This window comes from Streptomyces sp. Ru72 (genome assembly GCF_002920635.1).
Lineage (GTDB): Bacteria > Actinomycetota > Actinomycetes > Streptomycetales > Streptomycetaceae > Streptomyces.
In genome coordinates, this window is the sequence record NZ_PQSR01000030.1 from 49,550 (window position 1) to 75,448 (window position 25,899).

32 protein-coding genes are annotated in these 25,899 nt (G+C 72.3%); 19 read left to right on the forward strand and 13 right to left on the reverse strand.

Annotated elements, in window-relative coordinates; all coding sequences use genetic code 11:
* The first annotated feature begins 6 nt into the window (after nucleotides 1–6).
* On the forward strand, nucleotides 7–918 hold the full coding sequence (locus C3488_RS16730) for a Gfo/Idh/MocA family protein (protein WP_103840232.1): 912 nt from the start codon (nucleotides 7–9) through the stop codon (nucleotides 916–918).
* On the opposite strand, the gene lnt is transcribed toward C3488_RS16730, so the two are convergent.
* The 3 genes from lnt to C3488_RS40545 all read right to left on the reverse strand — a co-directional run bounded on the left by lnt (nucleotide 836) and on the right by C3488_RS40545 (nucleotide 3,760).
* Nucleotides 836–2,434: an apolipoprotein N-acyltransferase gene (gene lnt / locus C3488_RS16735; RefSeq protein ID WP_258053462.1), complete on the reverse strand. Its 1,599-nt coding sequence runs from the start codon at nucleotides 2,432–2,434 to the stop codon at nucleotides 836–838. The genes C3488_RS16730 and lnt overlap by 83 nt on opposite strands.
* Before the next feature lie 101 nt (nucleotides 2,435–2,535).
* Entirely contained in the window at nucleotides 2,536–3,012 is a 477-nt protein-coding gene (locus C3488_RS16740) for a nuclear transport factor 2 family protein (RefSeq protein ID WP_103840233.1), read from the reverse strand.
* A gap of 94 nt (nucleotides 3,013–3,106) precedes the next feature.
* Nucleotides 3,107–3,760 (reverse strand): hypothetical protein, encoded by a 654-nt coding sequence (locus C3488_RS40545; RefSeq protein WP_181139051.1) that lies wholly within the window; start codon nucleotides 3,758–3,760, stop codon nucleotides 3,107–3,109.
* Nucleotides 3,761–4,042: 282 nt separating this feature from the next.
* Here C3488_RS40545 and C3488_RS16750 point away from each other — a divergent pair, with 282 nt between their 5' ends.
* Nucleotides 4,043–4,783 (forward strand): SDR family oxidoreductase, encoded by a 741-nt coding sequence (locus C3488_RS16750; protein WP_103840234.1) that lies wholly within the window; start codon nucleotides 4,043–4,045, stop codon nucleotides 4,781–4,783.
* A gap of 42 nt (nucleotides 4,784–4,825) precedes the next feature.
* Here C3488_RS16750 and C3488_RS16755 read toward each other — a convergent pair whose 3' ends face one another.
* The 3 genes from C3488_RS16755 to C3488_RS16765 form a co-directional block, all read right to left on the reverse strand.
* Entirely contained in the window at nucleotides 4,826–5,005 is a 180-nt protein-coding gene (locus C3488_RS16755; protein WP_103840235.1) for a hypothetical protein, read from the reverse strand.
* Nucleotides 5,006–5,148: 143 nt separating this feature from the next.
* On the reverse strand, nucleotides 5,149–5,820 hold the full coding sequence (locus tag C3488_RS40550; RefSeq protein WP_181139052.1) for a hypothetical protein: 672 nt from the start codon (nucleotides 5,818–5,820) through the stop codon (nucleotides 5,149–5,151).
* 96 nt (nucleotides 5,821–5,916) lie between these two features.
* Entirely contained in the window at nucleotides 5,917–6,792 is an 876-nt protein-coding gene (locus C3488_RS16765) for an undecaprenyl-diphosphate phosphatase (RefSeq protein ID WP_103840236.1), read from the reverse strand.
* A 433-nt stretch (nucleotides 6,793–7,225) separates the two neighbouring features.
* Between C3488_RS16765 and C3488_RS16770 the strand changes: the two genes are divergently transcribed.
* From C3488_RS16770 to C3488_RS16780, 3 genes are read left to right on the forward strand one after another with little or no spacing between them, the layout of a single operon-like run.
* Entirely contained in the window at nucleotides 7,226–8,413 is a 1,188-nt protein-coding gene (locus tag C3488_RS16770; RefSeq protein ID WP_103840237.1) for a Gfo/Idh/MocA family protein, read from the forward strand.
* The gene (locus tag C3488_RS16775; RefSeq protein WP_103840238.1) at nucleotides 8,410–9,339 is read left to right on the forward strand and encodes a PmoA family protein; all 930 of its coding nucleotides are present in this window, start codon (nucleotides 8,410–8,412) and stop codon (nucleotides 9,337–9,339) included. The genes C3488_RS16770 and C3488_RS16775 overlap by 4 nt, the downstream gene beginning before the upstream one ends.
* The gene (locus C3488_RS16780; RefSeq protein ID WP_103840239.1) at nucleotides 9,333–10,055 is read left to right on the forward strand and encodes a cupin domain-containing protein; all 723 of its coding nucleotides are present in this window, start codon (nucleotides 9,333–9,335) and stop codon (nucleotides 10,053–10,055) included. The genes C3488_RS16775 and C3488_RS16780 overlap by 7 nt, the downstream gene beginning before the upstream one ends.
* 6 nt (nucleotides 10,056–10,061) lie before the next feature.
* On the opposite strand, the gene C3488_RS16785 is transcribed toward C3488_RS16780, so the two are convergent.
* A complete protein-coding gene (locus C3488_RS16785; RefSeq protein ID WP_103840240.1) occupies nucleotides 10,062–10,532 on the reverse strand; it encodes a helix-turn-helix domain-containing protein in 471 nt (156 codons plus the stop codon).
* A 115-nt stretch (nucleotides 10,533–10,647) separates the two neighbouring features.
* Here C3488_RS16785 and C3488_RS16790 point away from each other — a divergent pair, with 115 nt between their 5' ends.
* A complete protein-coding gene (locus C3488_RS16790) occupies nucleotides 10,648–11,817 on the forward strand; it encodes a thiolase family protein (protein ID WP_103840241.1) in 1,170 nt (389 codons plus the stop codon).
* 65 nt (nucleotides 11,818–11,882) lie between these two features.
* On the opposite strand, the gene C3488_RS16795 is transcribed toward C3488_RS16790, so the two are convergent.
* A complete protein-coding gene (locus C3488_RS16795; RefSeq protein ID WP_103840242.1) occupies nucleotides 11,883–12,710 on the reverse strand; it encodes a TVP38/TMEM64 family protein in 828 nt (275 codons plus the stop codon).
* A 60-nt stretch (nucleotides 12,711–12,770) separates the two neighbouring features.
* On the opposite strand from C3488_RS16795, the gene C3488_RS40555 reads away from it, so the two are divergent.
* From C3488_RS40555 to C3488_RS16815, 5 genes are all read left to right on the forward strand, one after another.
* Nucleotides 12,771–12,947, forward strand: coding sequence for a hypothetical protein (locus C3488_RS40555; RefSeq protein WP_181139053.1), 177 nt, complete (start codon nucleotides 12,771–12,773; stop codon nucleotides 12,945–12,947).
* Between the two features lie 128 nt (nucleotides 12,948–13,075).
* Nucleotides 13,076–14,245: an elongation factor Tu gene (tuf, locus tag C3488_RS16800; protein WP_103840243.1), complete on the forward strand. Its 1,170-nt coding sequence runs from the start codon at nucleotides 13,076–13,078 to the stop codon at nucleotides 14,243–14,245.
* Between the two features lie 61 nt (nucleotides 14,246–14,306).
* Complete coding sequence (locus C3488_RS16805) at nucleotides 14,307–15,152, forward strand: spermidine synthase (RefSeq protein ID WP_103840244.1); 846 nt, start codon at nucleotides 14,307–14,309, stop codon at nucleotides 15,150–15,152.
* A 104-nt stretch (nucleotides 15,153–15,256) separates the two neighbouring features.
* Entirely contained in the window at nucleotides 15,257–15,694 is a 438-nt protein-coding gene (locus C3488_RS16810) for a DUF4442 domain-containing protein (RefSeq protein ID WP_103840245.1), read from the forward strand.
* A 205-nt stretch (nucleotides 15,695–15,899) separates the two neighbouring features.
* On the forward strand, nucleotides 15,900–16,559 hold the full coding sequence (locus C3488_RS16815) for a DedA family protein (RefSeq protein WP_103840246.1): 660 nt from the start codon (nucleotides 15,900–15,902) through the stop codon (nucleotides 16,557–16,559).
* 3 nt (nucleotides 16,560–16,562) lie between these two features.
* Here C3488_RS16815 and C3488_RS16820 read toward each other — a convergent pair whose 3' ends face one another.
* A complete protein-coding gene (locus C3488_RS16820; RefSeq protein ID WP_103840247.1) occupies nucleotides 16,563–17,096 on the reverse strand; it encodes a gamma carbonic anhydrase family protein in 534 nt (177 codons plus the stop codon).
* A 106-nt stretch (nucleotides 17,097–17,202) separates the two neighbouring features.
* Here C3488_RS16820 and C3488_RS16825 point away from each other — a divergent pair, with 106 nt between their 5' ends.
* The gene (locus C3488_RS16825; RefSeq protein WP_103840248.1) at nucleotides 17,203–17,967 is read left to right on the forward strand and encodes an acyltransferase; all 765 of its coding nucleotides are present in this window, start codon (nucleotides 17,203–17,205) and stop codon (nucleotides 17,965–17,967) included.
* A gap of 2 nt (nucleotides 17,968–17,969) precedes the next feature.
* Here the strand turns inward: C3488_RS16825 and C3488_RS16830 are convergent, their stop codons facing one another.
* Nucleotides 17,970–18,827 (reverse strand): DMT family transporter, encoded by an 858-nt coding sequence (locus tag C3488_RS16830; protein WP_103840249.1) that lies wholly within the window; start codon nucleotides 18,825–18,827, stop codon nucleotides 17,970–17,972.
* A gap of 93 nt (nucleotides 18,828–18,920) precedes the next feature.
* Between C3488_RS16830 and C3488_RS16835 the strand changes: the two genes are divergently transcribed.
* Nucleotides 18,921–19,493: a helix-turn-helix domain-containing protein gene (locus C3488_RS16835; protein ID WP_103840250.1), complete on the forward strand. Its 573-nt coding sequence runs from the start codon at nucleotides 18,921–18,923 to the stop codon at nucleotides 19,491–19,493.
* 42 nt (nucleotides 19,494–19,535) lie between these two features.
* Nucleotides 19,536–20,090, forward strand: a complete 555-nt coding sequence (locus C3488_RS16840; protein ID WP_103840251.1) for a YbaK/EbsC family protein — start codon at nucleotides 19,536–19,538, stop codon at nucleotides 20,088–20,090.
* A gap of 27 nt (nucleotides 20,091–20,117) precedes the next feature.
* Here the strand turns inward: C3488_RS16840 and C3488_RS16845 are convergent, their stop codons facing one another.
* The gene (locus tag C3488_RS16845; RefSeq protein ID WP_103840252.1) at nucleotides 20,118–21,323 is read right to left on the reverse strand and encodes a cation diffusion facilitator family transporter; all 1,206 of its coding nucleotides are present in this window, start codon (nucleotides 21,321–21,323) and stop codon (nucleotides 20,118–20,120) included.
* A 61-nt stretch (nucleotides 21,324–21,384) separates the two neighbouring features.
* Between C3488_RS16845 and C3488_RS16850 the strand changes: the two genes are divergently transcribed.
* Nucleotides 21,385–21,774 carry a metalloregulator ArsR/SmtB family transcription factor gene (locus C3488_RS16850; protein WP_103840253.1) on the forward strand — a complete coding sequence of 130 codons (390 nt, stop codon included), beginning with the start codon at nucleotides 21,385–21,387 and terminating at the stop codon, nucleotides 21,772–21,774.
* 243 nt (nucleotides 21,775–22,017) lie between these two features.
* On the opposite strand, the gene C3488_RS16855 is transcribed toward C3488_RS16850, so the two are convergent.
* A complete protein-coding gene (locus tag C3488_RS16855; RefSeq protein WP_103840254.1) occupies nucleotides 22,018–22,575 on the reverse strand; it encodes an NAD(P)H-dependent oxidoreductase in 558 nt (185 codons plus the stop codon).
* A 149-nt stretch (nucleotides 22,576–22,724) separates the two neighbouring features.
* On the opposite strand from C3488_RS16855, the gene C3488_RS16860 reads away from it, so the two are divergent.
* Complete coding sequence (locus C3488_RS16860) at nucleotides 22,725–23,396, forward strand: TetR/AcrR family transcriptional regulator (RefSeq protein WP_103840255.1); 672 nt, start codon at nucleotides 22,725–22,727, stop codon at nucleotides 23,394–23,396.
* A 16-nt stretch (nucleotides 23,397–23,412) separates the two neighbouring features.
* Here the strand turns inward: C3488_RS16860 and C3488_RS16865 are convergent, their stop codons facing one another.
* Complete coding sequence (locus C3488_RS16865; RefSeq protein WP_146067878.1) at nucleotides 23,413–23,616, reverse strand: hypothetical protein; 204 nt, start codon at nucleotides 23,614–23,616, stop codon at nucleotides 23,413–23,415.
* A gap of 81 nt (nucleotides 23,617–23,697) precedes the next feature.
* Between C3488_RS16865 and C3488_RS16870 the strand changes: the two genes are divergently transcribed.
* From C3488_RS16870 to C3488_RS16880, 3 genes are all read left to right on the forward strand, one after another.
* Entirely contained in the window at nucleotides 23,698–24,708 is a 1,011-nt protein-coding gene (locus tag C3488_RS16870; RefSeq protein ID WP_103840257.1) for a cation diffusion facilitator family transporter, read from the forward strand.
* A 76-nt stretch (nucleotides 24,709–24,784) separates the two neighbouring features.
* Nucleotides 24,785–25,246: a MarR family winged helix-turn-helix transcriptional regulator gene (locus tag C3488_RS16875; protein WP_103840258.1), complete on the forward strand. Its 462-nt coding sequence runs from the start codon at nucleotides 24,785–24,787 to the stop codon at nucleotides 25,244–25,246.
* A partial coding sequence (locus C3488_RS16880) for an ATP-binding cassette domain-containing protein (protein ID WP_146067879.1) occupies nucleotides 25,243–25,899 on the forward strand: 657 nt, incomplete at its 3' end. The genes C3488_RS16875 and C3488_RS16880, both read left to right, overlap by 4 nt.

A 25,899-nucleotide genomic window follows, 5' to 3' on the forward strand; every position in this document is an offset into this window, starting at 1 on the left:
CACCCCGTGAAGGTCGGCCTCATCGGACTCGGCGACATCGCGCAGAAGGCCTATCTGCCGGTGCTCGCCCTGCAACCCGGGGTCGTCCTGCACCTCCATACACGCACCCCGGCCACCCTTCACCGCGTCGGCGACAGCCTGCGCCTCCCGCACGGGCAGAAGCACGCCGATCTGGACGAGTTGCTCGCACAGGACCTCGACGCGGCGTTCGTGCACACGCCCACCACCACCCACCCCGAGATCGTCACCCGGCTCCTTCAGGCGGGGATACCGACGTACGTCGACAAGCCGCTCGCCTACGAACTCGCCGACTCCGAGCGGCTGGTACGGCTCGCGGAGGAGCGGAACGTCAGCCTCGCGGTCGGCTTCAACCGGCGTTACGCACCCGGATACGTGCAGTGCGCCGACCACCCGCGCGACCTCATCCTGATGCAGAAGAATCGCGTCGGACTGCCCGAGGAGCCGCGCACGATGATCCTCGACGACTTCATCCACGTCGTCGACACGCTGCGGTTCCTGGTACCCGGCACGGTCGACGACGTGACCGTGCGGGGCCGCGTCGAGGGCGGACTGCTGCACCACGTGGTGCTCCAGCTGTCCGGTGACGGATTCACCGCGCTCGGCGTGATGAACCGGCTGAGCGGTTCCGCCGAGGAGATCCTGGAGGTCTCCGGGCAGGACTCCAAGCGGCAGGTGCTCAACCTCGCCGAGATCGTCGACCACAAGGGCCAGCCGACCGTGCGCCGGCGCGGCGACTGGGTGCCGGTGGCCCGGCAGCGCGGCATCGAGCAGGCCGCGCTCGCCTTCCTCGACGCCGTCCGCGCCGGCAAGGTGCTCAGCGCCAGGGACGCACTGTCGACACACGAGCTGTGCGAGCGGGTCGTGACCGCGGTGCGGGAGCGCGCCGTCGCGCTCTGAGCGCCCGGAGCCCCTCGGCCACACCCAGCCCGGCGATCACCAGCAGGGCGCCGTGCACCGGCCAGTCGCCGAAGCGGACGTACGGCGTGACGCCGTGGGCGGTCGGCACCTCGTAGACCGCCGATGTGCTCCGGTCGGTGCCGAGCCAGGAGCCGATCCGCTCGCCGCTCGGACCGTAGACGGCGGAAACCCCGGTCAGCGTGGCGTGCACCATCGGGCGACCGGTCTCCGCGGCGCGCAGCGCGGCCAGCGAGGCGTGCTGCTCCGGCGCCCAGCTGTGCTGGAACGTCGACGTCGACGACTGCGCGAGCAGCAGATCGGCACCGTCCTCGGCGAGATGGCGGCTCATGTCCGGGAACGCGGACTCGAAGCACACCATCGGGCCGACGCGCAGCCCGTTCCCGGCGTTCATCAGCACCTGCTCGGTGCCGCGCCTGCGGTCCTCACCGGCCGCCTTGCCGACCGAGGTGGCCCAGCCGAGAACCGACCGCGCCGGTATGTACTCGCCGAACGGGACGAGCCGCATCTTGTCGTAGCGGTCGCCGGTCGGGCCGTCGGGGCCGATGAGCACGGAACTCTTGTAGATGCCGGGGCGGTCGGAGCGGCGGGCGTCGACGTTGACCAGGACGTCGGCCTTCACCTGCCGGGACAGCGCCGCGACCCGGCGGGCCAGATCGGGCCGCTGTCCGAGGTCGAAGCCGACGCTGCTCTCGCCCCAGACCACCAGGTCCACGTGCTGACCGGCGAGTTCGCGGGTCAGCCGCTCCTCCACGTCGAAGCGTTTCATGCCGCTCTCGGTGCCGTCGACGATCCCGGGCTGCACGACCGCGATCCGCACCCGACCGTCGACGTCGGGCCGCGGCGACCAGACCCAGACCGCCGAGGTCACGGCGGTAGTCGCGACCAGCCCGGCCAGGGCCGGCACGCGCGACGCGCGCACGGATACCAGCACCGCCAGGGCGACGTTGACGGCCACGACCAGGAAGCTCAGCAGCCACACCCCGCCGACCGAGGCGAGCCGCAGTGCGGGCTCCACCTGCCACTGGCTCGAGCCGAGCAGCCCCCAGGGACCGCCGAGCCCCTGCCAGGAACGGACGAGCTCAACCATCAGCCAGCCCGACGGCAGGACGACCAGGGCGGCGCAGACCCGCCCCGGCGAGGGCAGCCCGGCCAGGAACCGCCGCACCAGCCAGCCCCAGGGCGCCCACAGCGCTCCCAGCAGCGCCGCGATGACGAAAGTGAACACGTTCAGGTTCGGCAGCAGCCAGTGGTGCACGGCCGTCATGAAGCCGAAGCCGCCGAGCCAGCCGTCGTACGCGGCCCGCTTGCCGGTCGGCGCCGTGCGCACGAGCAGGATCCACGGGACCAGGCAGACGTAGGCGAACCACCACCAGGACGGCGCGGGAAAGGTGAGCATCGGCAGCGCACCGGCGATCACGGCCGCGGCAGCGCGCCACCACCGGGAGGCGAGCCAGTCGTCGAGCCTTTGGATGCGGCGCTTCCCTCCCCAGATCATGTCTCCAGTGTGCGCGCCCTGCGGGAATCTTCGACAGGGGGCCTCGGTGTGCGGCGCGTGGGTTGCACGGCGGCGTGCGCGGTACTGCTCGGCGGCACTGGTCAGGTGGACGGACGCGGGGCGCGGCGCCACTTCTCCTGGACGACCACCGCGCGCAGCCGCCAGCCGTCGTCCGTGCGCAGGAACGTGAACGTGTACCGTCCGCCGCAGACGAAGTCCGGCTCGGGCGTCCCGCCGTCGCCTTCCCCGCTCGCGAACCGCATGGGATTGACGTAGTCGGCGCAGACCCCGGCCGTGTCGCCGATGTCCCGCTCCAGCACGCCGAACCGGATGCGCCGGTTGACGATCAGGTGCTGGCGCACGGGGAACAGCCGCATGGTCTCCTCGAGCCACCCGGCGACCTGCCGGGCATCGCCCTCGATCCCGCCGGCCGAGCGGTAGTCGGCGCGCCCGTCCCCCGTGAACAGCTCCCGGTACGCCTCCCAGTCCCCGTCGTCCACGGCCGCCGCGTACTCGGTGACGAGTCCGTCGACGGCCAGCCGGTCCATCACGGTCGCGAGCTCCACGCGCTGGGTCATCGGCTCAGTGTTGGGGACGGGGGAGGCGTAGCCAAGGGGTGTGCAGGGGCGGGTTCGGTGGTGGGCCCGGAGACGGGTATTCCGGGGTGCGTTGTCACCAGTCGTAGCCGTGGTGGCCGATCACACGGAAGCTGCCCACGACGCCGTCGTCCGGGAACAGGCCCCCGAAGCCGCCGGAGCCTCCGAAGCCGCCGTATCCGTCGAAGCCCTCGTGGTCCCCCTGGTCCCCGTAACCCTCGTGGACGGTGCGGGTCACCACCCCGAAGGTGTCGCCGTGCGGGCCGACGACGGCGACCGGGGCCCCGTTGTCACAGGTGAAGCCGCGGAAGACCTCGACGGTCTTGTCGCTGTCGTTGAAAACGCTGAAGCTGCTGGAGCCGAGTCCGCTCGCGGCGACGATGCAGCCGTCCTCGGCCGCGGAGTACGTCCGCTCGTTGAAGTGGATCCTGCCCTCGTGCCTGCGTCCGTGACCGTGGCCGTGGCCCTCGCCGCGCTCGTGGCCGCCGCCGCGGCCCTCCTCCCGCTTCTCGTCCGTCCCGCCCTTCCCGGCGGGCGCCGGTGCGGCGGGAGCGGGGTGCTGGACCGGCGGGGCCGCCGGGTGGGCGCGCGCGACGGCCGGCTTGGCGGCCGGCTTGGCGGCCGGGGCGGGCTGGTCGGGTCCGGCGGCCGATGCATAGGTGATGCCGGTGGTCGCAAGGGCCGTCGCGCCTACTAGGGCGGCGGCCACGGCGAAGGTACGCGTGGGCATGTCATTTCCTTCTGTCGCAGAGACGCCGGCCGGGCAGCCGAACTGCGATGAACGTATAGACACCGCACATAACTGTCATATCGGACAAGCGCAAGGTGTGATCCGACGGGGCCGGTCGGGTGTAAACGCGGCGCCAGGCGCATACCGATGGCCCCTGTGTCTGTCTCTCCGTCAAAGGCGAGATGTCGGTGCGGAACTGACCGCCAGGCAGGTGAGCCTCGGGGCGCAGGAGTGCGCGTAGGATGATCCAGTTCCGGTACGGCTCGGCAGGGGGGACGGCAGATGACGCGTCCGGTGTCGGTGGTCACGGGCGGCAGCCGCGGGATCGGTGCCGCCACCTGTGTGCGGCTCGCGGCGGACGGGCACGACGTGGCGCTCGGCTACCTGCGCGACGCCGAGGCCGCGGAGCGGACCGCCGAGGCTGTACGGGCGGCGGGGGCGCGGTGTGTCACCGTGCGCGTGGACACGTCCGACGAGGCCGCTGTCGACCGGCTCTTCGATACGGCCGCCGACGTCCTCGGACCGGTGACGGGTCTGGTGAACAACGCCGGGGTGACAGGACCGCTGGGCCGGCTCGCGGACACGGACACCGACGTTCTGCGCCGGGTGGTGGAGGTCAACGTCCTCGGTACGCTGCTGTGTTCGCGCCGGGCCGCGAGGGAGATGGCGGCACGCGGGAGCGGTGTCATCGTCAACGTGTCGTCCGGGGCGGCGACACTGGGAAGTCCCGGTGAGTACGTCCACTACGCGGCGTCCAAGGCCGCGGTGGACACCCTGACGATGGGTCTGTCCAAGGAACTGGGACCGGACGGCATCCGCGTCAACGCGGTGGCACCGGGGCTGGTCGACACCGAGATCCATGCGGCGATGGGCGACCCGGACCGGCCCCGGCGGATGGCGCCGGCGATCCCGCTGGGCCGAGCCGGCCGCGCCGAGGAGATCGCCGCGGCGATCAGCTGGCTGATGTCCCCGGAGTCCTCGTACACGACGGGTGCCGTACTGAGGGTGGCCGGCGGGCGGTGACGTGCCGACCGCCGCTCCCTCTCCGCGCGGCGGCGGCTCGCCTCAGGCCGCCTCTATGACCTCACCCCGTATCGCCGCCGCCCACTCGACGACCAACAGCTCGTACTCCGCGCGCTCCTCAGCCGACAGGGAACCGCCCGCACGCATCCACAGCGCGCGGATCCTCTCGTTCAAGTCCTCGGCAGAGCGCGTGGAACCAGGGCTCATGGATTCGGGGGACATGCGAACAAGCCTAGGGGCAGGGACTGACAGCGCGCTACCGCACGGCTACGCGTGCGGTATGTGGTTGGTCACGGTCCTTTCCGTGCTGGGGAATTGGGGGATTCTGTCGCCTCGGGGCCGACGTCCGTGGCCGCTCGACCGGCTCAGTGGGCGAAGGGCGGCTCGAAGCACCCGGTCTCCAGGTAGGGGCCGTTGGTGCTCACCTGGTAGTTGGTCTTCTGCACGAACGCCGTGACGCAGGCGTCCTCATGGACACGAAGGCCGACCCGCGCCCCCTCGGGTGTGACGTAGTGGCCGTCCCTGTAGCGCGAGTCCATCGCCCGGACGATCAGCGTCCCGTCGAGGCGCTCCCCCTTGGGCCCGGTCCGTTCCTCTTTGTAGCCGAGCCGGAGGAGTGCCGCGCGCACCGTCGCGGGGTCCCACTTCTTCTCCTCCCACAGCCGCTTGAGCACCGGCTCGATGCGATCGGCCTCCCGCTGGGCGTCCTTCGCGTCGGCGGGAGACATGGCGCGCGGCCGGCGGGAGCCGTTGTTCTCGTTGTAGTGCGGAGCGCCGTCACCGGCCCCCGGCTCCACGTACGCCGGGGCTCCCCCCGTGGCGGAGACGGCACCTGGCGGGGGGCTCGCGGCGTCCGGCGCGGAACTCCGAGGCGTGCTCAAGGCGCTCGGGGCGGAACTACGCGACGCGCTCGGGGCGGCTCCGGCCGTCGAACTCGTGGCTCGCTGCTGACCGCAGGCGTCGAGGGACAGGGCGGCGAGCAGGAGCAGTGCCGTGACGGTCACCGTGCCGCGTCGGCCGGACATCGAGGGGGGCATGGCATGACTCTGCCATGCCCGGCCGTCGTGGATCAGCCACGAACGAACAGTGGCGTGAACTGCCCCGTGCACGCCTGGCTGTGCGCGTGCGCCCGTTCAGCCTGCGGACTCCGCGGCATGCGGGCTCAGGACCCCCGCGGCCACCAGGGCGATGATCGCGATGCCCAGCGCGATGCGGTACCAGACGAACGGCATGAACGACTTCGACGAGATGAACTTCATGAACCACGCGATGACGGCGTACCCCGACACGAAGGCGATCACCGTCGCGAAGAGCGTCGGACCCCAGCTGACATGCCCCGCCTCCGCCGCGTCCTTGAGTTCGAACGCCCCCGAGGCCAGCACGGCCGGAATGGCGAGCAGGAAGGAGTAGCGGGCGGCGGCCTCACGCCGGTAGCCGAGGAAGAGGCCGCCGCTGATCGTGGCGCCGGAGCGGGAGACCCCGGGGATCAGTGCCATCGCCTGGCAGACGCCGTACGTCAGGCCGTCCCTGACGCTGAGGTCCTGAAGCGTCTTGCGCTGCTTCGGCGCGCGGTGCCGGCCGCCGGTCTCGTCGCGTGCCGCCAGGCGGTCCGCGATGCCGAGGATCACGCCCATGACGATCAGCATCGTCGCCGTCAGGCGAAGATCGCGGAACGGGCCCTCGATCTGATCCTTGAGGGTCACGCCGAGCACACCGATGGGTATGGAACCCACGATCACCAGCCAGCCCATCCGCGCGTCCGGATGCTGCCGCGTGCTCTTGTCGAACAGGGACCGGAACCAGGCGGAGAGAATGTTCGCGATGTCCTTGCGGAAGTAGATCAGCACCGCGGACTCCGTGCCGATCTGCGTGATGGCGGTGAAGGCGGCCCCCGGATCCTCCCAGCCCGCGAAGGCCGCGGTCAGTCGCAGATGCGCGCTGGAGGAGACGGGAAGGAACTCGGTCAGCCCCTGGACGAGTCCGAGGACGAGGGATTCAAGCCAAGACATGACGTGATGTGGTCCAAGAGCTGATCGTGGAGTGACGACGGACACACCGAGCCGGGGCTGCCCCAGGCCCTGGGCGCAGCCGGTGATCGAGTGCGGTGGGTGGCAGCGTAGCGTCCCGGCATGACGGTGCCTTCACCGGGGCTTTGCCTGTGCTTGGGGTGGGCCGGCGGGTCGCCTGCGCCCGGACCGCGTCTCCCTGGTCGAACCTCACACGTCCGTGGTGTTGACCGGTCAGTCGGGCGCCGCTTACGTTCAAGCGCAGGGAAAGCGCTTGCTGCCCCCGGGGTCCTCGGGAGTCAACACGCGTTGGCCAACGTCAGACGTCACGTCCGATGGAGCGCTGATCACGTTCATGCCCACAGACCACAACGCGTCCGCCACCGACGATGCCACACGTACTCGAAGCACGCCCGATCCGGAGCCTCCGCAACCGATGATCCCGAAGCCGCGCGCGGACGGCCCGGTGTCGCCGTACGCAGGCCGCCGCATCAAGGCCGCGATCGTGGGCACGGGCGGCATCGCGCGTTCCCACATCGCCGCGCTGGCCCGCCTCGCAGAGGAGGGCGAGACCGAGATCGTCGCAGCCGTCGACATCGACGCCGACGCGGTCGAGCGCTTCTGCGCCGAGGGCGGCATCCCGCACGCGTACACCGACCTCCACCGCATGCTCCAGGAGCAGCGTCCCGACCTGGTCAGCATCTGCACGCCGCCCACCCTGCACCGGGAGCAGACCGTCGCCGCGCTGCGGGCGGGCGCCTGGGTGTGGTGCGAGAAGCCGCCGGTGCCGACGCTGGCCGACTTCGACGCCGTCGAGGCGGAGGAGGGCACGGACGGCGGCCCGTACGCGGCGATCGTCTTCCAGCACCGCTTCGGCTCCGGCTCCCGGCACGTCCGGCGGCTGCTCGCCGGGCAGGCCCTGGGCCGTCCGCTGGTCGCGCACTGCCAGACCACCTGGTACCGCAACGCCGCCTACTACGCCGTGCCGTGGCGCGGCCGCTGGCACACCGAGGGCGGCGGACCCGCCATGGGCCACGGCATCCACCAGATGGACCTCCTGCTCGACCTGCTCGGACCGTGGAGCGAGGTGCGGGCCATGGCTGGGCGGCTGGTGCACGACGTGGAGACGGAGGACGTCTCGACGGCGCTCGTACGGTTCGAGAACGGTGCCCTCGCCACCATCGTGAACAGCGTGCTCAGCCCCGACGAGGTCAGCCGCATCCGCATCGACTGCGAGCGCGCCACCGTGGAACTCAAGCACCTGTACGGCCACAGCAACGACAACTGGCGCATCACCCCGGCTCCCGACGTCCCCGAGGAGGAGGCCGCGGCCTGGTGCGACTTCGGTGAGGACGTGCCGAGCTCGCACCTGGGGCAGCTGCGCGAGCTGGTCGCGAGCATGCGCGCGGGCGCGCGGCCGCGCAGCAGCGGCGCCGACGGGCGGACCAGCCTCGAGCTGATCACCGCGCTGTACAAGTCCGCGTTCACCGACACGACCGTCCGCGCCGGGGAGATCGGCCCCGGCGACCCGTACTACACGGCCCTGCACGGAGGCGCGCCCGGCTGGGCGCCCGTGGTGGCTCAGGCGTCCTCGGCGGTGCCGAGCGAGGAGGTGTCCGCATGACCGCGACCCTGCGCATCGTGCACGCGCACGGCGACCGCATCACCCTGACGGAACCGACCACCGGCGTCGAACTCTTCTCCTACGTGTACGGCCCCGAGGCGGCCTGGGAGGCGCCCAAGCCGTATCTGCACCCGATCCGTACGCTCTCCGGCGACGTCGTCACCGACTACCGGCCCAACGACCACCGCTGGCACAAGGGCCTGCAGCTGACCGCCTCCCATCTGTCGGGGCAGAACCTCTGGGGCGGCAACACCTATGTGCCCGGCGAGGGATACCTGGAGCTGCCGGAGCGCGTCGGCTCCATGGCGCACGTGGGCTTCGACGCGATCGACGCGGACGGCGACCGAGCGCTGATCGCCGAGCGGCTCACCTGGCACCCGTACACCGGCGAGCTGTGGGCCGAGGAGGAGCGCCGCATCGAGGTGCACGACGTCGACGTCGCGTCCCGGAGCTGGGCGCTCACCTGGACGTCCGCGATCACCAACCGGCGCGACGAGCCGCTGCTGTTCGGCAGCCCGACGACGGCCGGCCGGGAGATGGCCGGCTACACGGGCCTCTTCTGGCGCGGTCCGCGCGCCTTCCGCGACGGACGGGTCATCGCGCCCGACGCGGACGGCCCCGGTCTGATGGGGCGGCAGGCCCCCTGGCTGGCGTACTCGGGCGAGCACGACGGCACCGACGGGCACGCCACCCTCGTCTTCGCGCACGCACCCGAGAACGACCACCTCGGCGAGCGGGGCGCCCATCCCGCCCACTGGTTCGTCCGCAACGACCCCTTCGCCGCCGTCGCTCCTTCCTGGGCGTTCTACGACGAGCTGGAGCTGGCCCCGGGCGACACCCTGCGCCGCCGCTACCGGGTCGTGGTGGCGGACGGTGCGTGGGAGCGTGAAGAGGTGGCCAAGTACCTCGAGGAGCATCCGTGGTGAGCACAAGCGAGTTCACGGGGCTGCCGGGCGCCGTCGCCGTCTCCCACCTGTCCGTATACGACTGGCCGGCGACCGACGGCGTGTGCGGCGGCACCCCTCACATGCACCTGACCTGCTCGGAGGCGTATGTCGTCACCGGCGGGCGCGGCGCCGTGCAGACGCTGACGACGTCCGGGTACGAGGTCACACCGCTGGAGCCCGGCACCGTCGCCTGGTTCACGCCGGGCACCATCCACCGGCTGGTCAACGAGGACGACCTGCGGATCACGGTCCTCATGCAGAACAACGGGCTGCCGGAGGCGGGCGACGCCGTCCTGACCCTGCCCCCGCAGTACCTGAGCGACCCGGAGACGTACGCCGCGGCGACCGCGATCCCGGCCGACGCCCCGGAGGAGGAGCAGGAGCGGATCGCCAGGGCGCGTCGCGACCTGGCCCTGGAGGGCTACCGGGCGCTGCGCGACGCGGAGGGCCCCGAGCCGCTCGCCGCCTTCCACCGGGCCGCCGCCGCGCTGGTGCGGCCGCGACTGGCCGAGTGGCGCGAGCGGTGGGAGCGCGGCGCCCGGGCCGCCGCCGCGGCCACCGGCGACCAGCTCGACCGCCTGGAGCGCGGTGACGCCTCCCACCTCGCGGATGCGGTCGTGCGGTCCGAGCAGCCGTCCGCCTACGGGAAGTTCGGGATGTGCGGACGACTCGACGTCTACAAGGGGACCGTGTAGGCCGGCCTACGCGGCGGCCGGGCCGGACACCGTCCAGCCCGGTGCCTGCGGGTGCGCCGTCAGGTCCTCGTGGCGGACCGCCTCGCCGCAGGCGGAGCAGGTGACGACCGGGACGAGTTCGTTGCCGCAGATGTGTTCGACCACCATGGGGCGATCGCCGTCTTTCCTGAGATGGCGGTCGCCCCATTCCTTGAGGGTCATCAGGACCGGCTCCAGTTCCAGGCCCGCCGGTGTGGCCCGGTACTCGAAGCGCTGCGGGCGCTCGCTGTAGAGCCTCTTCGTCAGGATTCCCGCCTCCACCAGCCGCTTCAGACGCGCGGCCAGGATGTCGCGCGGGGCGCCGATGTTGCGCACCAGCTGGTCGAACCGTCCGTTGCCGAGGCACACCTCGCGCAGGACGAGCAGGGAGTACTTCTCGCCGACCAGGGCCAGGGTGTCGGCGATGGAGCAGGGGCGCGGGTCTTTGGTGGCGGCCATGAGCCCAGTCTAGGTGAGGGTTTGCTTTTCCAACCCTGCGCGTTATGGTGGGTCCAGATTTCCTACTCACCGGTAATCGCCGCACCGGCAGCCGCCGGGCAAGGAGGCCCGCACCATGCGTGACGCCGTCATCGTCGAAGCCGTACGCACCCCGGTGGGCAGGGGGAAGCCCAACGGCGCCCTCGCCCACGTCCACCCCGTGGAACTTCTCGCGCACACCCTGCGCACCCTCGTCGAGCGCTCCGGCATCGACCCGGTGCTCATCGACGACGTCATCGGCGGCACCGTCGACCAGGTGGGCGAGCAGGCCATGAACACCACCCGGTACGCCGTCCTGTCCGCCGGCTTCCCGGAGACGGTGCCCGCGACCACTGTCGACCGCCAGTGCGGCTCCTCCCAGCAGGCCGTGCACTTCGCGGCGCAGGGCGTGATGTCGGGCGCGTACGACATCGTCGTGGCCTGCGGTGTGGAGTCCATGAGCCGCGTCCCGATGTGGTCCAACGTGCCTGCCGGCAAGGACCCCTTCGGGCCCGGTGTCGCCGAGCGCTACCCGGAGGGCCTGGTCCCGCAGGGCATCAGCGCCGAGCTGATCGCCGCCAAGTGGTCGATCCCCCGTGAGCAGATGGACGCCTTCGCCGTCTCCTCGCACCGGAAGGCGGCAGCGGCCTGGGACGCCGGCCTGTTCGACGCGGAGACGGCTCCCCTGGAGGGCCTGACGCGCGACGAGTGCATTCGCCCCGGCAGCACGTCCGAGATCCTCGCCGGCCTCAAGCCCGCCTACTACGACCCCACGTTCGCCGAGCGTTTCCCGCAGATCGAGTGGAACGTCACCGCCGGCAACGCCAGCCCGGTCAACGACGGCGCCTCCGCCGTGCTGATCACCTCGAGCGAGACCGCGGCCCGCCTCGGCCTGCGCCCGCTCGCCCGGTTGCACAGCTTCGCGGTCACCGGCTCGGACCCCTTGCTGATGCTCACCGGGGTCATCCCGGCCACCGAGAAGGTGCTGCGCAGGGCGGGGCTGACGCTCGGCGACATCGACCTGTTCGAGGTGAACGAGGCCTTCTCCTCCGTCGTCCTGGCCTGGCAGCAGGAGACGGGCGCCGACCCCGCCAAGGTCAATGTGCACGGCGGGGCCATCGCGATCGGCCACCCGCTGGGCGCGAGCGGCACCCGCCTGACGACGACGCTCGTGCACGCACTGCGCACGCGCGGAGCGCGCTTCGGTCTGCAGACGATGTGCGAGGCGGGCGGTCTCGCCAACGCGATGATCCTCGAGGCGGTCTAGCGGCGGCCCAGCGGCAGTCCGTGGGCGGTCCGGCGGCGGTCCACCGCCGGCCCGTGGTCACAGCGCTAGCGGCCGCGCAGGTGGTGGCGCTTGCGCCAGGCCACCACCGCTCCGGCCAGCGCGGGCACCGCGATGAAGGCCAGCGCGATCAGGAAGGCCGGCGAGGTCGGCTTCGCGGCGCGGGCTCCGGCGACCGCGTACGCGGCGGTGTTCGGGACCGATCCGAGCGCCGTGGCGAGCAGGAACGGCGCCCAGCGCATCCGGGAGACGGCCGCGCAGTAGTTGGCCGCCCAGAACGGCACCCCTGGGAACAGCCGGGCCGCCATCATCGAGCGGAAGCCGTGCCGGCTGAGCTGCCCGTCCGCGGCCTTCAGCCATCGCCCGCGCAGCAGCGGACGCAGCGCGTCCTGCCCGAGCACCCGGCCGAGCCCGAACGCGATCCCGGCCCCGAGCACGGTGCCCGCGAGGGCCGCGCCCGTACCGAGCGGGGAGCCGAACAGGGCGCCCGCTGCCAGGTTCAGCAGCGGGCGCGGCACGAACGCGACCGTGCACAACCCGTACGCCACCGCGAAGACGGCGGCCGCCGCGGTACCTCCCAGCTGCGGCGGCCAGCCGTGCGCCAGCAGTCTCTGCGGCTCGAACGCCAGCACACAGGACGCCGCCGCCGCGAGCAGCGCGGCGAGCAGGGCGAGACGCGACCACGGCGACAGCAGCGCTCTGGTGCAACGGGCGGCGAAACCGGGCGACACGACGGCGGCGGCGACCGGCGCGGCCCTGAGCTCCGTCGCGGCGGGCCGGGCAGAGGCCGTGGCGGTGGCCCGGGGAGAGGCCGTGGTGACGGCCCGGGGAGAGGCCGTGGCGGTGCCGCCAGAGCGGGTGGTGGCATCGAGCATTCGGTGACAGTAACCGACGGGTGTGTGTGATCGCCGTATGGTCCGCCTCAAGAGCATGAGATGCATCTCTCGCTGAACTCGCCCCGCGGGAAAAACCATTCGACGCCGACGGACGAGTCGGCGATGCTCTACGGCATGTTCCGGTACGCCTTCGTCCTCGCAGCATCCGCCCTCGCGGATGCCCCGAAGGCTGCCGTCCCGCTCCTCGTGGCCGCCGTCGACGGCGCCCGAAGCTGACCCTTCCCGGATTGTCCGGCGGACCCCGCAGGGGGAGGGTCGGCAAGACCTCGGGGTCCCCGTCCCGGCCGCAACGTTCGACGCCGGGGCCGTCACTCGGCACCACCAAGAGGCTACGAGGTACAGCCATGCCCAAGACGGCATACGTGCGCACCAAACCGCACCTGAACATCGGCACGATGGGCCACGTCGACCACGGCAAGACCACCCTGACCGCCGCCATCACCAAGGTCCTCGCCGAGCGCGGCACCGGCACCTTCGTGCCGTTCGACCGGATCGACCGGGCCCCGGAGGAGGCGGCGCGCGGCATCACCATCAACATCGCGCACGTCGAGTACGAGACGGACACCCGGCACTACGCGCACGTGGACATGCCGGGCCACGCCGACTACGTCAAGAACATGGTCACCGGGGCCGCGCAGCTCGACGGGGCGATCCTCGTCGTTTCCGCGCTCGACGGGATCATGCCGCAGACCGCCGAACACGTGCTGCTCGCCCGGCAGGTGGGGGTGGACCACATCGTCGTCGCCCTCAACAAGGCCGACGCGGGCGACGAGGAACTGACCGACCTCGTCGAGTTGGAGGTCCGCGACCTGCTCACCGCGCAGGGCTATCCGGGGGACTCCGTGCCGGTCGTACGCGTCTCCGGGCTCAAGGCCCTGGAGGGGGACCCGCGTTGGACCGCGGCGATCGACGCGCTGCTCGACGCGGTGGACACGTACGTGCCCATGCCCGAGCGGTACGTGGACGCGCCGTTCCTGCTCCCGGTGGAGAACGTGCTCACCATCACCGGCCGCGGCACGGTCGTCACCGGCGCGGTCGAGCGCGGCAGAATCCGGGTGGGCGACCGGGTCGAGGTGCTCGGCGCGGAAGCGGAGACGGTGGTCACCGGTCTGGAGACCTTCGGCAAGCCGATGGAGGAGGCGCAGGCGGGGGACAACGTGGCGCTGCTGCTGCGCGGGGTGCCGCGCGACGCGGTCCGCCGCGGGCACATCGTCGCGGCGCCCGGAAGTGTGGTGCCGAGCCGGCGCTTCACGGCGCGGGTGTACGTGCTGTCGGCCCGTGAGGGCGGGCGTACGACGCCGGTGTCGACCGGTTACCGGCCGCAGTTCTACATCCGTACGGCGGACGTCGTCGGGGACGTCGACCTCGGGGAGACGGCGGTCGTCCGTCCCGGCGACACGGTCACGATGACGGTGGAGCTGGGCCGTGAGGTGCCGCTGGAGCCGGGGCTGGGGTTCGCGATCCGTGAGGGCGGCCGGACGGTCGGCGCCGGCACGGTGACGTCCGTCGCCTGAAGGCGCCGTTCCGAGCGGGTGCGGGGAGGCCGCGGTCTTCCCGCACCCGCACAATGGAGCCGTGAGCGAGCCGATACCCGTCACCCGTACGACCGACTACGGCACCGCCAAGCTGATGCCGGACGTCGACCGTGAGCGGGCCTGGCTCCTCACGGTCGACGGGGCGCCGCAGTCGTACGTCGATCTGGACGCCCCGACGCATCTGGAGTTCGAGTACGCGCGACGGCTCGGCCATGTGCTGGACACGGCCGCGGAGCCGGGGCGAGCGCTGGACGTGGTGCACCTCGGCGGGGGCGCGCTCACCCTGCCGCGCTATGTCGCCGCGACCAGGCCCGGCTCACGGCAGGACGTGGTCGAAGCCGACCGGGGCCTGCTGGACCTCGTGGTGGAGCACCTGCCGCTGCCCGCGGGCTCCGGCATCACCCTGCACGCGGCTGACGCCCGCGCCTGGCTGGAGGACGCCCCGCCGTCCTCGGCCGACATCGTGATCGCGGACGTCTTCGGCGGCTCCCGTGTCCCCGCCCACCTGACGACGGTGGCCTACGCGCGCGCCGCCGAGCGGGTGCTGCGTCCGGACGGCGTCTATCTGGCCAACCTGGCCGACGCCGCGCCGTTCGCCTTCCTGCGCTCCCAACTCGCCACATTCGCAGCGGTGTTCCAGGAGCTAGTGCTGATCGCGGAGCCGGCCGTGCTGCGCGGCCGCCGCTTCGGCAACGCCGTGCTCATCGCCGGGCACCGCCCACTGGACACGGCACCGCTCGCCCGCCGGTCCGCCGCGGACGCGTTCCCGGCCCGCGTGGAACACGGCGCGGCGCTACGGGACCTCATCGGCGGCGCCGAGCCGGTGCACGACGAGAACGCCGTCCCGTCGCCCGAACCTCCCGAGGGCGCCTTCAGCATCGGCTGACCGGGTGCCAGGTCTGGCGGTGCGGCATCCGGCAAACGCACGGGGCAGCCCCCTTCCAGCCATAGCTACTGACGGGTAACATGTCGCGCATGAGCGCAGACCAGATGTCGATCGGCGAGATGCTCGCCGCCACGGTGCCGATGGCCAGGACCCTCAACCTGGAGTTCCTCGAGACCACGCCGGAGAAGGCCGTGGTGGCCCTGCCGGACCAGGGAGACTTCCACAACCACGTCGGCGGGCCGCACGCCGGAGCGATGTTCACGCTCGGCGAGTCGGCGAGTGGCGCGATCGTGCTGGCCGCGTTCGGGGAGCAGCTGTCGCGGGCCGTACCGCTCGCCGTCAGCGCCGAGATCGCCTACAAGAAGCTGGCGATGGGCCCGGTCACCGCGACCGCCACGCTCGGTCGCCCCGCCGCCGAGGTCGTCGCGGAGCTGGACGCGGGCCTGCGTCCCGAGTTCCCCGTCTCCATCGCCATCCAGCGCGAGGACGGCGCCGTCACCGGCGAAATGACCGTCGTCTGGACACTGCGCCCCAACGGCTGAGGCCCCCAAGGGCCGCCGTACGGCGAAGGGCCCCGGCCTGGCGCGTCTGCCCTGGCCGGGGCCCTTTCCTGGGCGCCGCAGTGGGACGCGACCATCTCTGGGACGGCGGCACGGCCGGCGGAGCCGGTAGGCTTCACGGCGTGCGCGATGCCGGCCGGGCCCGCGCGCCGTGAAGGCAGGGACGCGAATCGGGGAGGAACCGGCGGTGCACGTCCAGGAGTGGCTCGACACGGTCCCGGCGGCCGCCGTCTACGCCGTGGTGGCGCTGGTCATCGGTCTGGAGAGCCTGGGCATCCCGCTGCCCGGCGAGATCGTCCTGGTGTCGGCGGCCCTGCTGTCCTCCCAGCACAGCGACATCAATCCGGTGGTCCTCGGGGCCTGCGCGAGCGCCGGCGCCGTCGTCGGCGACTCGATCGGCTACGCGATCGGCCGCAAGGGCGGGCGGCCACTGCTGGCCTGGCTCGGGAAGAAGTTCCCCAAGCACTTCGGCGAGGGCCATGTCGCGACCGCCGAGCGGTCCTTCGAGAAGTGGGGCATGTGGGCGGTCTTCTTCGGCCGTTTCGTGGCCCTGCTGCGGATCTTCGCCGGGCCGCTCGCCGGGGTGCTGAGGATGCCGTACTGGAAGTTCCTGATCGCGAACTTCCTGGGGGGCGTCGTCTGGGCGGGCGGCACCACCGCGGTCATCTACTACGTGGGTGTCGTCGCCGAGTCCTGGCTGAAGAAGTTCTCCTACCTCGGGCTGGTGGCGGCGGCCCTGATCGGCCTGGCCTCGATGCTCGTCGTGAAGCGCAAGGCCGGCAAGGCGAGCAGGGCGGCGGCCGGTGAGCAGGAGACGGAACCGGAGACCGTACCGGCCTCCGAGTGAGCCTCACTCTTCCTCGTGCACCTCGCGGTGCGCCCGTGCCAGGTCCGCGTACATCGTGCCGTTCAGCGTGATGACCTCCCGCTCCTCGGCCGTCAGCTCCCGCTTGACCTTCGCGGGGACGCCCGCCACCAGTGAGCCCGGCGGCACCCGCATACCCTGCGGGACCAGGGCCTGGGCGGCGACCAGGGAGCCCGCACCGATCACCGCGCCGTTGAGGACGGTGGCGCCCATGCCGATCAGGCAGTCGTCCTCCACGGTCGCGCCGTGGACCACCGCGTTGTGCCCGATGGAGACCCGTTCGCCGACGGTGACCGGGAAGCCCGGGTCGGCGTGCAGCGTGCAGTTGTCCTGGACGTTGCTGCTCGCGCCGACGGCGATCCGCTCGACGTCGCCGCGCAGTACCGCGCCGTACCAGACGCTCGCCCCCGCGTGCAGCGTCACGTCCCCGATCACCACCGACGTGGGGGACACGAACGCCTCCTGATCCACCTTGGGGTCCCGTCCGCCGATCCCCGTTATCAGCGCCTTCTGCGTCATGGCCGTCTCCTCGTGGTCGGTACACCGGCACCGTATGCCATCGGTGGGGCGAAGATCACAGGCGCCCGAACGCCCGACCGCACTCGTGGCCGATTACGGTAAGCGGGTGCTCAGGAGCAGGAACACGTTCTCATCATGGCGCCGTGGCCTCGCGCAGCGCGCCGTTCACGCGGGCTGGGCCTGGGTGCAGCGCAGGGGGTCGGTGACCGCGGAACACCCGGGGCGCTTCCGCTTCGGCGCGATGGGAACAGGTACCAGACTCGCCTTCCCGCTGGGGACGGTCTTCGGCGAGCCCTGGATCCACCTCGGCGCCCACTGCATCATCGGCGAGCAGGTCACGCTGACCGCGGGGCTGATGCCCGACCTCGACCTCGGCCCGGACCCGATCCTGCGCATCGGCGACGGTGTGGTCCTCGGCCGGGGCAGCCATGTCATCGCCGACACCACGGTCGCGATCGGCCGCGACTGCTACTTCGGGCCGTACGTCTACGTGACCTCCACCAACCACTCCTACGACGACCCGCATGAGCCGATCGGCAAGCAGTGGCCCCGGATGGAGCCGGTGGAGATCGGGCCGGGCTGCTGGATCGGCACAGGCGCGGTGATCCTGCCGGGGGCGCGGATCGGGCGGAACGTGGTGGTGGCGGCCGGAGCGGTGGTGCGGGGTGCCGTACCGGACCACGCGGTGGTGGCGGGGGCCCCGGCACGGGTCGTACGGCGCTGGACGCCCGAGGCCGGCTGGCAGCCGCCGCTGAGGACCCCGGCCCCGGCCCCGATCCCGGACGGCGTCACGCCGGACCAGTTGCTGGCGCTGGCCGAACTGGACGAGGAGGACGTCGCCCGGCTCGCCGAGCTGGAGGCGGAATCCTGAGGTCAGCCGGTGGCGAGCAGCACCGTGCCCACCAGGGCCAGGCCCGCGCCCGCCGCCTGCACGGCGCGCAGCCGTTCGCTGAGGAAGCCGCGCGCGGCGAGCGCCGTGACCACCGGGTAGAGCGAGGCGAGCACCGCCGCCACGGTGACCGGGCCGTGCTGGGCGGCGATCGCGTACGTGCCGTTGGCCGCCACGTCGGCCAGACCGACGAAGGCGAGGGCGGGCAGGGAACGCCAGGGGAGGCCCTCGGCGGGAAGCGCCGGGGCGCCCCTGCGCAGGGCGACGTACAGGGCGGCTCCGCCTCCGGCGACGTTCGCGGCGCGCTGTACGAAGAGCGCCAGGAACAGTCCGGTGACCGTGGTCGACGCCTCCGCGATCAGTGCGAACACCGTGCCGAAGCCGAGCGCGGCCACGAGTGTCAGCAGGATCGCCTTCCGCTGCACCGGGGCGCCCCTGAGCTGGGGGCCGCCGGCGAGTGCGACGCCTGCGACGGCGATCAGGATGCCCGCCACCTGCACCAGCCCCGGCCGCTCACCGAGGAACAGCCCGACGCCGACGGGGACCGCCACGCTCAGGGTGGCCAGCGGGGAGACCACGCCCATCGGGCCGAGGGCGAGTGCCTGGTAGAAGGAGAGCAGCGCGACCGGACCGATCAGGCCCGCGGCGAGCGCGAACCACAGCCGTGGCCCCGCCTCGCTCCAGCCGCCCGTGGCCGCCACGATCGCCCCCAGCACCGCCGCGGCGATCGTCTGCGAGACGACGACCACGCTCAGCGCCGGCATGCGCCGGGTCAGCAGTCCGCCGCCGAAGTCGGCCAGGCCCCACAGAAGGCTGGTGGCCAGGGCGAAGAGTGCTGTCATGGACGGCCTCGCAGTACAGTTCAGTGAACGATCGGGTGCACCCCACCTTAGTTCAATAGAGTCAACTCTGTCATACACGATATTGGACGGAATGTGTCGGACCTCGACCTGCTGACCCAGTCCCTGGCGCGCAACGTCAAGCGGTGGCGTACCGAGCGGGGTTTCACCCTGGACGCGCTGGCCGCCCGCGCCGGAGTCAGCCGCGGCATGCTCATCCAGATCGAGCAGGCCCGCACCAACCCGAGCATCGGCACGGTCGTCAAGATCGGCGACGCCCTCGGCGTCAGCGTCACCACGCTGCTCGACTACGAGCAGGGCCCCAAGGTCCGCATCGTCCCGGCCGAGCAGGCCGTGCGCCTGTGGCACACCGACGCCGGCAGCTACAACCGCCTCCTCGCCGGCACGGAGGCACCCGGCCCGCTGGAGATGTGGGACTGGCGGCTGATGCCCGGGGACCGCAGCCCCTCGGACCCGCACCCCGTCGGCACGGTCGAACTCGTCCACGTCACCGCCGGCGAGCTGACCCTCACCGTCGACGGCGTCGAGCACCGCGTTCCGACCGGCGCCAGCGCCTCCTTCGAGGCCGGCACCCCGCACACGTACGCCAACGACGGTGACGTGCCGATGGAGATGGTGATGGCGGTCTCGGTGCCGCCCGTGCGCTGAGACGCCGGCGGGCCGCGGGAGCCCGGCTGTTAGCGTGCCGTCATGCGCGCACCCATCGGAGACTTCGACCACGCCGTCCCGGCCCCCGACTGCCTCGAGGAACTCACCGGCCCCGTCGCCGAAGCCGTACGCCGCTGGAGCGGCGGCGTGCCCGCCGAGCAGATCGTGTACGTCGACACCGAGCCCGACTGGGCCGACACGGCGACCTTCGTGGAGCACTACGGCAAGGAGCTGCTCGACCGGTCCGCCAACTGCGTCGTGGTCGCGGGCAAGCGCGGCGGTGGGACAACGCTGGCCGCCTGTGTGGTCCTGTCGGCCACGCGGGTCGACGTCAACGGTGTGGTCCGCCGTCAGCTCGGTGCCCGCAAGGCCTCGTTCGCGCCCATGGACGTGGCGACGGGGGAGACCGGCATGGAGTACGGCGGCATCACCCCGATCGGGCTGCCGGACGGCTGGCCGGTGCTGGTCGACTCCAGGGTCGTCGACCTGCCGTACGTCCTGGTGGGCAGCGGCCGGCGCCGCGGCAAGCTGCTCGTGCCGGGCAAGGCGTTCGCGGAACTGCAGAACGCGGTGGTGCTGGAGGGCCTGGGCGTCTGAGGGCCTCGGCGCCGACGGGCGCCGCGGTCAGCTCCGGACGTGGTGGGCCAGGGCCAGGTGCGGATCCGCCTCGCCCGGGGCGGGCGCCGGGTCCGCGTGCACCAGGGCGGCCGTGAGCCTCGGTACCGCGTGGAGCAGGGCGTGTTCGGCCTCGACCGCGATGGCGTGCGCCCGCCGTACGCTGACCTCGCCGTCGACCACGACCGCCACCTCGGCGCGCAGCCGGTGCCCGATCCAGCGCAGCCGCAGTTCGCCCACCGCGCGCACACCCGGCACTTCCGCGAGCGCCCGCTCCGCCCGGTCCACCAGGGCCGGGTCGACGGCGTCCAGCACCCGGCGGAAGACCTCGCGCGCCGCGTCCCGCAGCACCAGCACGATGGCTGCCGTGATCGCCAGTCCCACCACCGGGTCGGCGAGCTGCCACCCGAGCGCCGCCCCGCCCGCACCCACCAGAACCGCCAGCGAGGTGAAGCCGTCCGTACGCGCGTGGAGTCCGTCCGCGACCAGCGCGGCCGAGCCGATCGCGCGGCCCACCCGGATGCGGTGACGGGCGACCCACTCGTTGCCCGCGAAACCGATGACGGCCGCGACGGCGACGACCGGGACGTGCTGCATGGGGCGCGGGTCCAGCAGTCGCTCCACCGCCGTCCAGGCGGCGAAGGCGGCGGAGGCGGCGATCGTCAGCACGACCACGATCCCGGCGAGATCCTCCGCGCGGCCGTACCCGTAGGTGAAGCGGCGCGTGGCCGCACGCCGGCCGAGGACGAACGCGATGCCGAGCGGTACCGCGGTCAGCGCGTCGGCCGCGTTGTGCACGGTGTCGCCGAGCAGGGCCACGGAACCGGACAGCACGACCACCACCGCCTGCGCCAGCGCCGTGGCCCCGAGCACGGCCAGTGAGGCCCACAGAGCCCGCAGTCCGCGCGTGGAGGACTCCAGCGCCGCATCGAGCTTGTCGGCGGTCTCGTGGGAGTGGGGGGTGAGGAGGTGGCGGAGGCGGGAGAGCGGGCCGTGCGCAGGCTCGTGGTCGTGCCCGTCGGAGTGCGGGTGCCGGTGGTCGTGGGGGTGGGTGTGGCGGCCGTGCGTATGCGCCCGGCCGTGCTCCTGCCGCACGCGTCCGTCCCCCGCGTGCTGGTGCGCCGTGTCCCGGTGCCCCCTGTGCTGGTGCGCCGTGTCCCCGTGCCCCGCGCGCTCGTGCCCCACCTGTTCGCGCCCCGCGTGCTCGTCCCTCATCCCAGGTCCCTTCCGCCGTGCGGCAGTGGACGGGTACCCGCCCAGGAGCCATTATGTGCGTATGAGCGCACGCATGCACCTATCATCTGCACAGGATGCGCAGCCGCGCACGGACGGCACGGACGGCGGCCATCCCCGCACGCCGGGGGAGGAGCAGTTCGCGCTGGCGGCCGAGCTGCTTGCGCTGCTAGGTGACCGCACCCGCCTCGCCCTGCTGCACGTCCTGAGCGGCGGCGAGGCCGACGTCTCGACGCTCACCGAGGCGTGCGGCGCGGCCCGGCCCGCCGTCAGCCAGCACCTGGCCCGGCTTCGCCTGGCCGGCCTGGTCGACACGCGCAAGGAAGGCCGCCGCGTGATCTACTCACTGCGCGACGGCCATCTGCGCCGGGTCGTGGACGAGGCGCTCAGCCTGGCCGACCACCGGCTCACCGACAGCCCGGCGCACGACTGAGAAGGCGGTTCGGCGGCCGTGTCGTCCTCGTCGGCCTCCGACAGGCTCGCCGCCGCGTCCGTGATGCGGGGGCCGGGGATGCCGCGTCCGCGATGCGGGGATCCGGGGTGCCGACGACCTCCCGGCAACCCCCCGCCGGTTGTACCGGACCGGTCGAACAGCACGGCTGTGGGCCAGGACTCCGCGGTCCTGGCCCACAGCCGTGTCATGTGCGGGTCCGTGCTCGGCCCGCCTGCCGGGAGATCAGGCGGCGACCGGCTGGGCCTGGGACAGCTGCTCGATGACCTTGGTCAGGCCCTCGACGACCTCGGCGTCGTCCGCCGGGTGGGTCTCGGCGAAGCGGGTCACGGAGCCGGGGATGGACAGCTTGGCCTCCTCGACGACGTGGGCGCCGGCGATGCCCACGGCCTTGCGGGTCTCGTCCTGTGCCCACACGCCGCCGTACTGGCCGAAGGCGGTGCCCACGACGGCGACCGGCTTGCCGGTCAGGGCGCCGGCACCGTACGGACGGGACAGCCAGTCGATCGCGTTCTTCAGGACGGCGGGGATGGTGCCGTTGTACTCGGGCGAGAAGAGCAGCAGCGCGTCGGCCTGGGCGGCGGCGTTGCGCAGCGCGGTCGCGGCCTCGGGGACGGTGCCCTCGACGTCGATGTCCTCGTTGTAGAAGGGCACCTGGCCCAGACCCTCGTGCAGCACCACCTCGACGCCCTCGGGAGCGTGCTTCACGGCGGCCTCCGCGAGCTGACGGTTGTGGGAACCGGCGCGAAGGCTGCCGACCAGGGCGAGGATGCGTACAGACATGGCAAAACTCCCGGAATGTGCGATCAGTACAGGCGGACCGGGGAAGTCCGTTGAATGTTGTACCACCCCAACCGGACCGCGGTCCACTTCCTTGCCCACCATAAACGGACCGGGGTCCGATTGTCTTCCCGCGGCGCTAGTCTGGTGTCATGACCGAGCCGCTCCCGCCCCTTCCGCCGCCCCCGGCCGACATCGACACGCCGACCGACCTCGCCCTCATGCCCACCGGCGAGACGGCCCGGCTGCGCGCCGACGCCGCGCGCAACCGCACGCGTCTGCTGGAGGTCGCCGCCCGCCTGGCCGCGGACCGCGGCATCGCGAACGTGACCATGGAGGACATCGCCTGTGGCGCGGGCGTCGGCAAGGGCACCGTCTTCCGCCGGTTCGGCGATCGCATGGGCCTGATGATGGAGTTGCTCAGCCACACCGAGGAGAAGCTCCAGGCCGCCTTCCTCTCCGGGCCGCCGCCGCTCGGCCCGGGCGCGCCCGCCCGGGAGCGGCTGCGTGCCTTCGGTGCGGCCGTCATTCGGCATGAGCACGCGAACCGCGACCTGTATCTGGCCGCCCACATGGACGCGAACCGCCAGCGCGCGACTCCCGCGTACCGGCTCCGGCTCGCCCATGTGTGCATGCTGCTGCGAGAGGCGCGGGCGGAAGGCGACACCGAGCTCGTCGTGCACACGTTGCTCGGCTCTCTGGAGACGGCGCTCGTCGACCACCTGCTGACCCGCCGCGGGATGTCCCTGGAGCGGGTGGAGGCCGGCTGGTGCGACCTGGTGGACCGGTACACGGGCCGATGCGGCGGCCGATGTACGGAGTGACCCGCGGCCCCGCGCGTCACGTCATGGCGGCCATGACGGCCATGAGCGGACGAGTCGAGAGGGTCGCCCCGCCGACCGCGATCCCCGCGTCCTCTGCCCCGCCGCCGGTGACGAACGCACCCGGCTCGCCGATCTCCTGACGGCCGGCGCGCCGCCCGTCCCTCGTCGCCGTAACGTTTGTGCAGGTCAGCGGCTTATTATCGGACATGACAACGGTCACCGGTGCAGCCTTTGCCCTGGGGCGGGGCCATGGGTTTCACTGCCGTCGAGACACCGGATTGCGAGGGGGAAGGCGGACCACATGGGCGGTCACGGTCATGGGCACGGCCCGGGGGACCACTCGGGACACTCCCACGGTGTGTCGGCGGATGCCGACCGCCGCTGGCTGGGCCTCGCGCTCGGCCTGATCGCCGTGTTCATGGCGGCCGAGGTGGTCGTCGGCGTCGTCGCCGGTTCCCTGGCGCTGATCTCGGACGCGGCCCACATGCTCACCGACGCCGCGTCCATCGTGCTCGCCCTCATCGCGATGAGGCTGGCCGCCCGCCCGGCCCGCGGCGGCTTCACCTACGGCCTCAAGCGCGCGGAGATCCTCTCCGCCCAGGCGAACGGCCTCACCCTGCTTCTGCTGGGTGCCTGGCTGGCGTACGAGGCCGTACGGCGCCTGATCGCGCCGCCCCAGGTGGAAGGCGGCCTCATGCTGGCCACCGCGCTCACCGGGATCGTCGTGAACGTGGCCGCGACCTACTGCATCTCCAAGGCCAACCGCACCTCGCTGAACGTCGAGGGTGCCTATCAGCATGTGCTGAACGACCTGTTCGCCTTCATCGGCACCGCGATCGCCGCGCTCGTCGTCGTCCTGACCGGCTTCGAGCGTGCCGACCCGATCGCCACGCTGGTGGTCGTCGCCCTGATGGTGAAGGCGGCGTACGGGCTGCTGCGCGACTCCGGCCGCATCTTCCTGGAGGCCGCGCCCGCCGACGTCGACCCGGACGCGCTCGGCGACCGGCTCGTCGCCCGGCCGGACGTCGTCGAGGTGCACGACCTGCACGTCTGGCAGATCACCTCCGACCAGGCCGCGCTGTCCGCGCACGTCCTGGTCGAACCCGGCGGTGACTGCCATGCCGTGCGCCGTGATCTGGAGGAGGTGCTGCGCCACGACTACCGCATCACCCACACCACCCTCCAGGTGGACCACGCCCCCGAAGAGGTCCTTCAGGTGGCCCTGCCCGGTGACCGGAGCGCCACCGACGACGCCGGGCACTGCGACGCCCCGCACGGCCCCGTGCACCGGGAGGAACCTCACCGGCACTGACGGCGAGCGCGTCGGACCGTGTGCCTGGTCCTTGACCGTCTCTTTCCCCGAATACCTCTGAAACAGAGCTAATCTCATGAGTGTGGAACCGGAGAGGCTCGCCGACGACCTGGTGGCCGCGCTGATCGGAGTCCAGCGGCTGATCCGCCGGCGCGTGCGCGGCGGGATGGCCGCGCCGCCGCTGCGCGGAGCCGAGGTGGAACTGCTGCGCCTCGTGGTGGAACGGCCGGGAGTCGGAGTGTCGGATGCCGCCCGGGAGCTCTACCTGGCGGGCAACTCGGTCTCCACGCTCGTCAAGCACCTGGTCCGCGACGGCTATCTGATCCGTGAGACGGACCCGGCCGACCGGAGGGCCGCGCGCCTGCTGCCCACCGGGGCGGCCAGGGCACGGCTGCACGACTGGCGCGAGCGGCGCGCGGCACTCGTACGCGGCCAGGTGGCCCGCCTCGACGAGGCGGACCGCAAAGCGCTCGAGGCGGCCCTTCCGGCCCTGCGCAAGCTGGCGGAGAACCTGCATGAGGAGGCCGAGGAGACATGACGCGGAACGCGACGGACGGCAAGGCCCCGGTAGCCGACGCCGTCACCTGTGCCGGACTGCGCTACTCCTTCGGGGAGACCAGCGCGGTCGACGGGCTCGACCTCTCCGTCCGCGACGGCGAGGTCTTCGGACTGCTCGGTCCCAACGGCGCGGGCAAGACCACCGCCATCCGCTGCATGACCACGCTCCTTCCCGTCCCGGCCGGCATGGTGCGCGTCTTCGGCCACGACGCGACGCGCGAGCGCATGGCGGTACGGCGCCTGCTGGGCTACGTACCGCAGCAGCTCTCCGCAGACGCCGGGCTCACCGGCCGGGAGAATGTGGCCCTGTTCGCCCGTGTCTTCGACGTCTCCCGCAGCGAGCGCGCCCGCCGTGTGGACCAGGCCCTCGCCGCCGTGGACCTCACGGCCGCGGCCGACCGGCTCGCCAAGACGTACTCCGGCGGCATGGTCCGCCGGCTGGAACTCGCCCAGGCGCTGGTCAGCGCGCCGCGGCTGCTGATCCTCGACGAGCCCACCATCGGCCTCGACCCCATCGCCCGGACCAGCGTGTGGGAGCACATCAACGCCGTACGCGCCGCCACCGGCATGACCGTCCTCGTCACCACCCACTACATGGACGAGGCCGACCAGTACTGCGACCGCGTCGCCCTG

What these genes read in the sequence shown, in the direction of transcription:
- lnt (WP_258053462.1), bottom strand. Translation starts at nt 2,434, where the DNA reads ATGATCTGGGGAGGGAAGCGCCGCATCCAAAGGCTCGACGACTGGCTC.
- C3488_RS16740 (WP_103840233.1), bottom strand. Translation starts at nt 3,012, where the DNA reads ATGACCCAGCGCGTGGAGCTCGCGACCGTGATGGACCGGCTGGCCGTC.
- C3488_RS40545 (WP_181139051.1), bottom strand. Translation starts at nt 3,760, where the DNA reads ATGCCCACGCGTACCTTCGCCGTGGCCGCCGCCCTAGTAGGCGCGACG.
- C3488_RS16750 (WP_103840234.1), top strand. Translation starts at nt 4,043, where the DNA reads ATGACGCGTCCGGTGTCGGTGGTCACGGGCGGCAGCCGCGGGATCGGT.
- C3488_RS16755 (WP_103840235.1), bottom strand. Translation starts at nt 5,005, where the DNA reads ATGTCCCCCGAATCCATGAGCCCTGGTTCCACGCGCTCTGCCGAGGAC.
- C3488_RS40550 (WP_181139052.1), bottom strand. Translation starts at nt 5,820, where the DNA reads ATGCCCCCCTCGATGTCCGGCCGACGCGGCACGGTGACCGTCACGGCA.
- C3488_RS16765 (WP_103840236.1), bottom strand. Translation starts at nt 6,792, where the DNA reads ATGTCTTGGCTTGAATCCCTCGTCCTCGGACTCGTCCAGGGGCTGACC.
- C3488_RS16770 (WP_103840237.1), top strand. Translation starts at nt 7,226, where the DNA reads ATGATCCCGAAGCCGCGCGCGGACGGCCCGGTGTCGCCGTACGCAGGC.
- C3488_RS16775 (WP_103840238.1), top strand. Translation starts at nt 8,410, where the DNA reads ATGACCGCGACCCTGCGCATCGTGCACGCGCACGGCGACCGCATCACC.
- C3488_RS16785 (WP_103840240.1), bottom strand. Translation starts at nt 10,532, where the DNA reads ATGGCCGCCACCAAAGACCCGCGCCCCTGCTCCATCGCCGACACCCTG.
- C3488_RS16790 (WP_103840241.1), top strand. Translation starts at nt 10,648, where the DNA reads ATGCGTGACGCCGTCATCGTCGAAGCCGTACGCACCCCGGTGGGCAGG.
- C3488_RS16795 (WP_103840242.1), bottom strand. Translation starts at nt 12,710, where the DNA reads ATGCTCGATGCCACCACCCGCTCTGGCGGCACCGCCACGGCCTCTCCC.
- C3488_RS40555 (WP_181139053.1), top strand. Translation starts at nt 12,771, where the DNA reads ATGCATCTCTCGCTGAACTCGCCCCGCGGGAAAAACCATTCGACGCCG.
- tuf (WP_103840243.1), top strand. Translation starts at nt 13,076, where the DNA reads ATGCCCAAGACGGCATACGTGCGCACCAAACCGCACCTGAACATCGGC.
- C3488_RS16810 (WP_103840245.1), top strand. Translation starts at nt 15,257, where the DNA reads ATGTCGATCGGCGAGATGCTCGCCGCCACGGTGCCGATGGCCAGGACC.
- C3488_RS16820 (WP_103840247.1), bottom strand. Translation starts at nt 17,096, where the DNA reads ATGACGCAGAAGGCGCTGATAACGGGGATCGGCGGACGGGACCCCAAG.
- C3488_RS16830 (WP_103840249.1), bottom strand. Translation starts at nt 18,827, where the DNA reads ATGACAGCACTCTTCGCCCTGGCCACCAGCCTTCTGTGGGGCCTGGCC.
- C3488_RS16840 (WP_103840251.1), top strand. Translation starts at nt 19,536, where the DNA reads ATGCGCGCACCCATCGGAGACTTCGACCACGCCGTCCCGGCCCCCGAC.
- C3488_RS16845 (WP_103840252.1), bottom strand. Translation starts at nt 21,323, where the DNA reads ATGAGGGACGAGCACGCGGGGCGCGAACAGGTGGGGCACGAGCGCGCG.
- C3488_RS16850 (WP_103840253.1), top strand. Translation starts at nt 21,385, where the DNA reads ATGAGCGCACGCATGCACCTATCATCTGCACAGGATGCGCAGCCGCGC.
- C3488_RS16855 (WP_103840254.1), bottom strand. Translation starts at nt 22,575, where the DNA reads ATGTCTGTACGCATCCTCGCCCTGGTCGGCAGCCTTCGCGCCGGTTCC.
- C3488_RS16860 (WP_103840255.1), top strand. Translation starts at nt 22,725, where the DNA reads ATGACCGAGCCGCTCCCGCCCCTTCCGCCGCCCCCGGCCGACATCGAC.
- C3488_RS16870 (WP_103840257.1), top strand. Translation starts at nt 23,698, where the DNA reads ATGGGCGGTCACGGTCATGGGCACGGCCCGGGGGACCACTCGGGACAC.
- C3488_RS16875 (WP_103840258.1), top strand. Translation starts at nt 24,785, where the DNA reads ATGAGTGTGGAACCGGAGAGGCTCGCCGACGACCTGGTGGCCGCGCTG.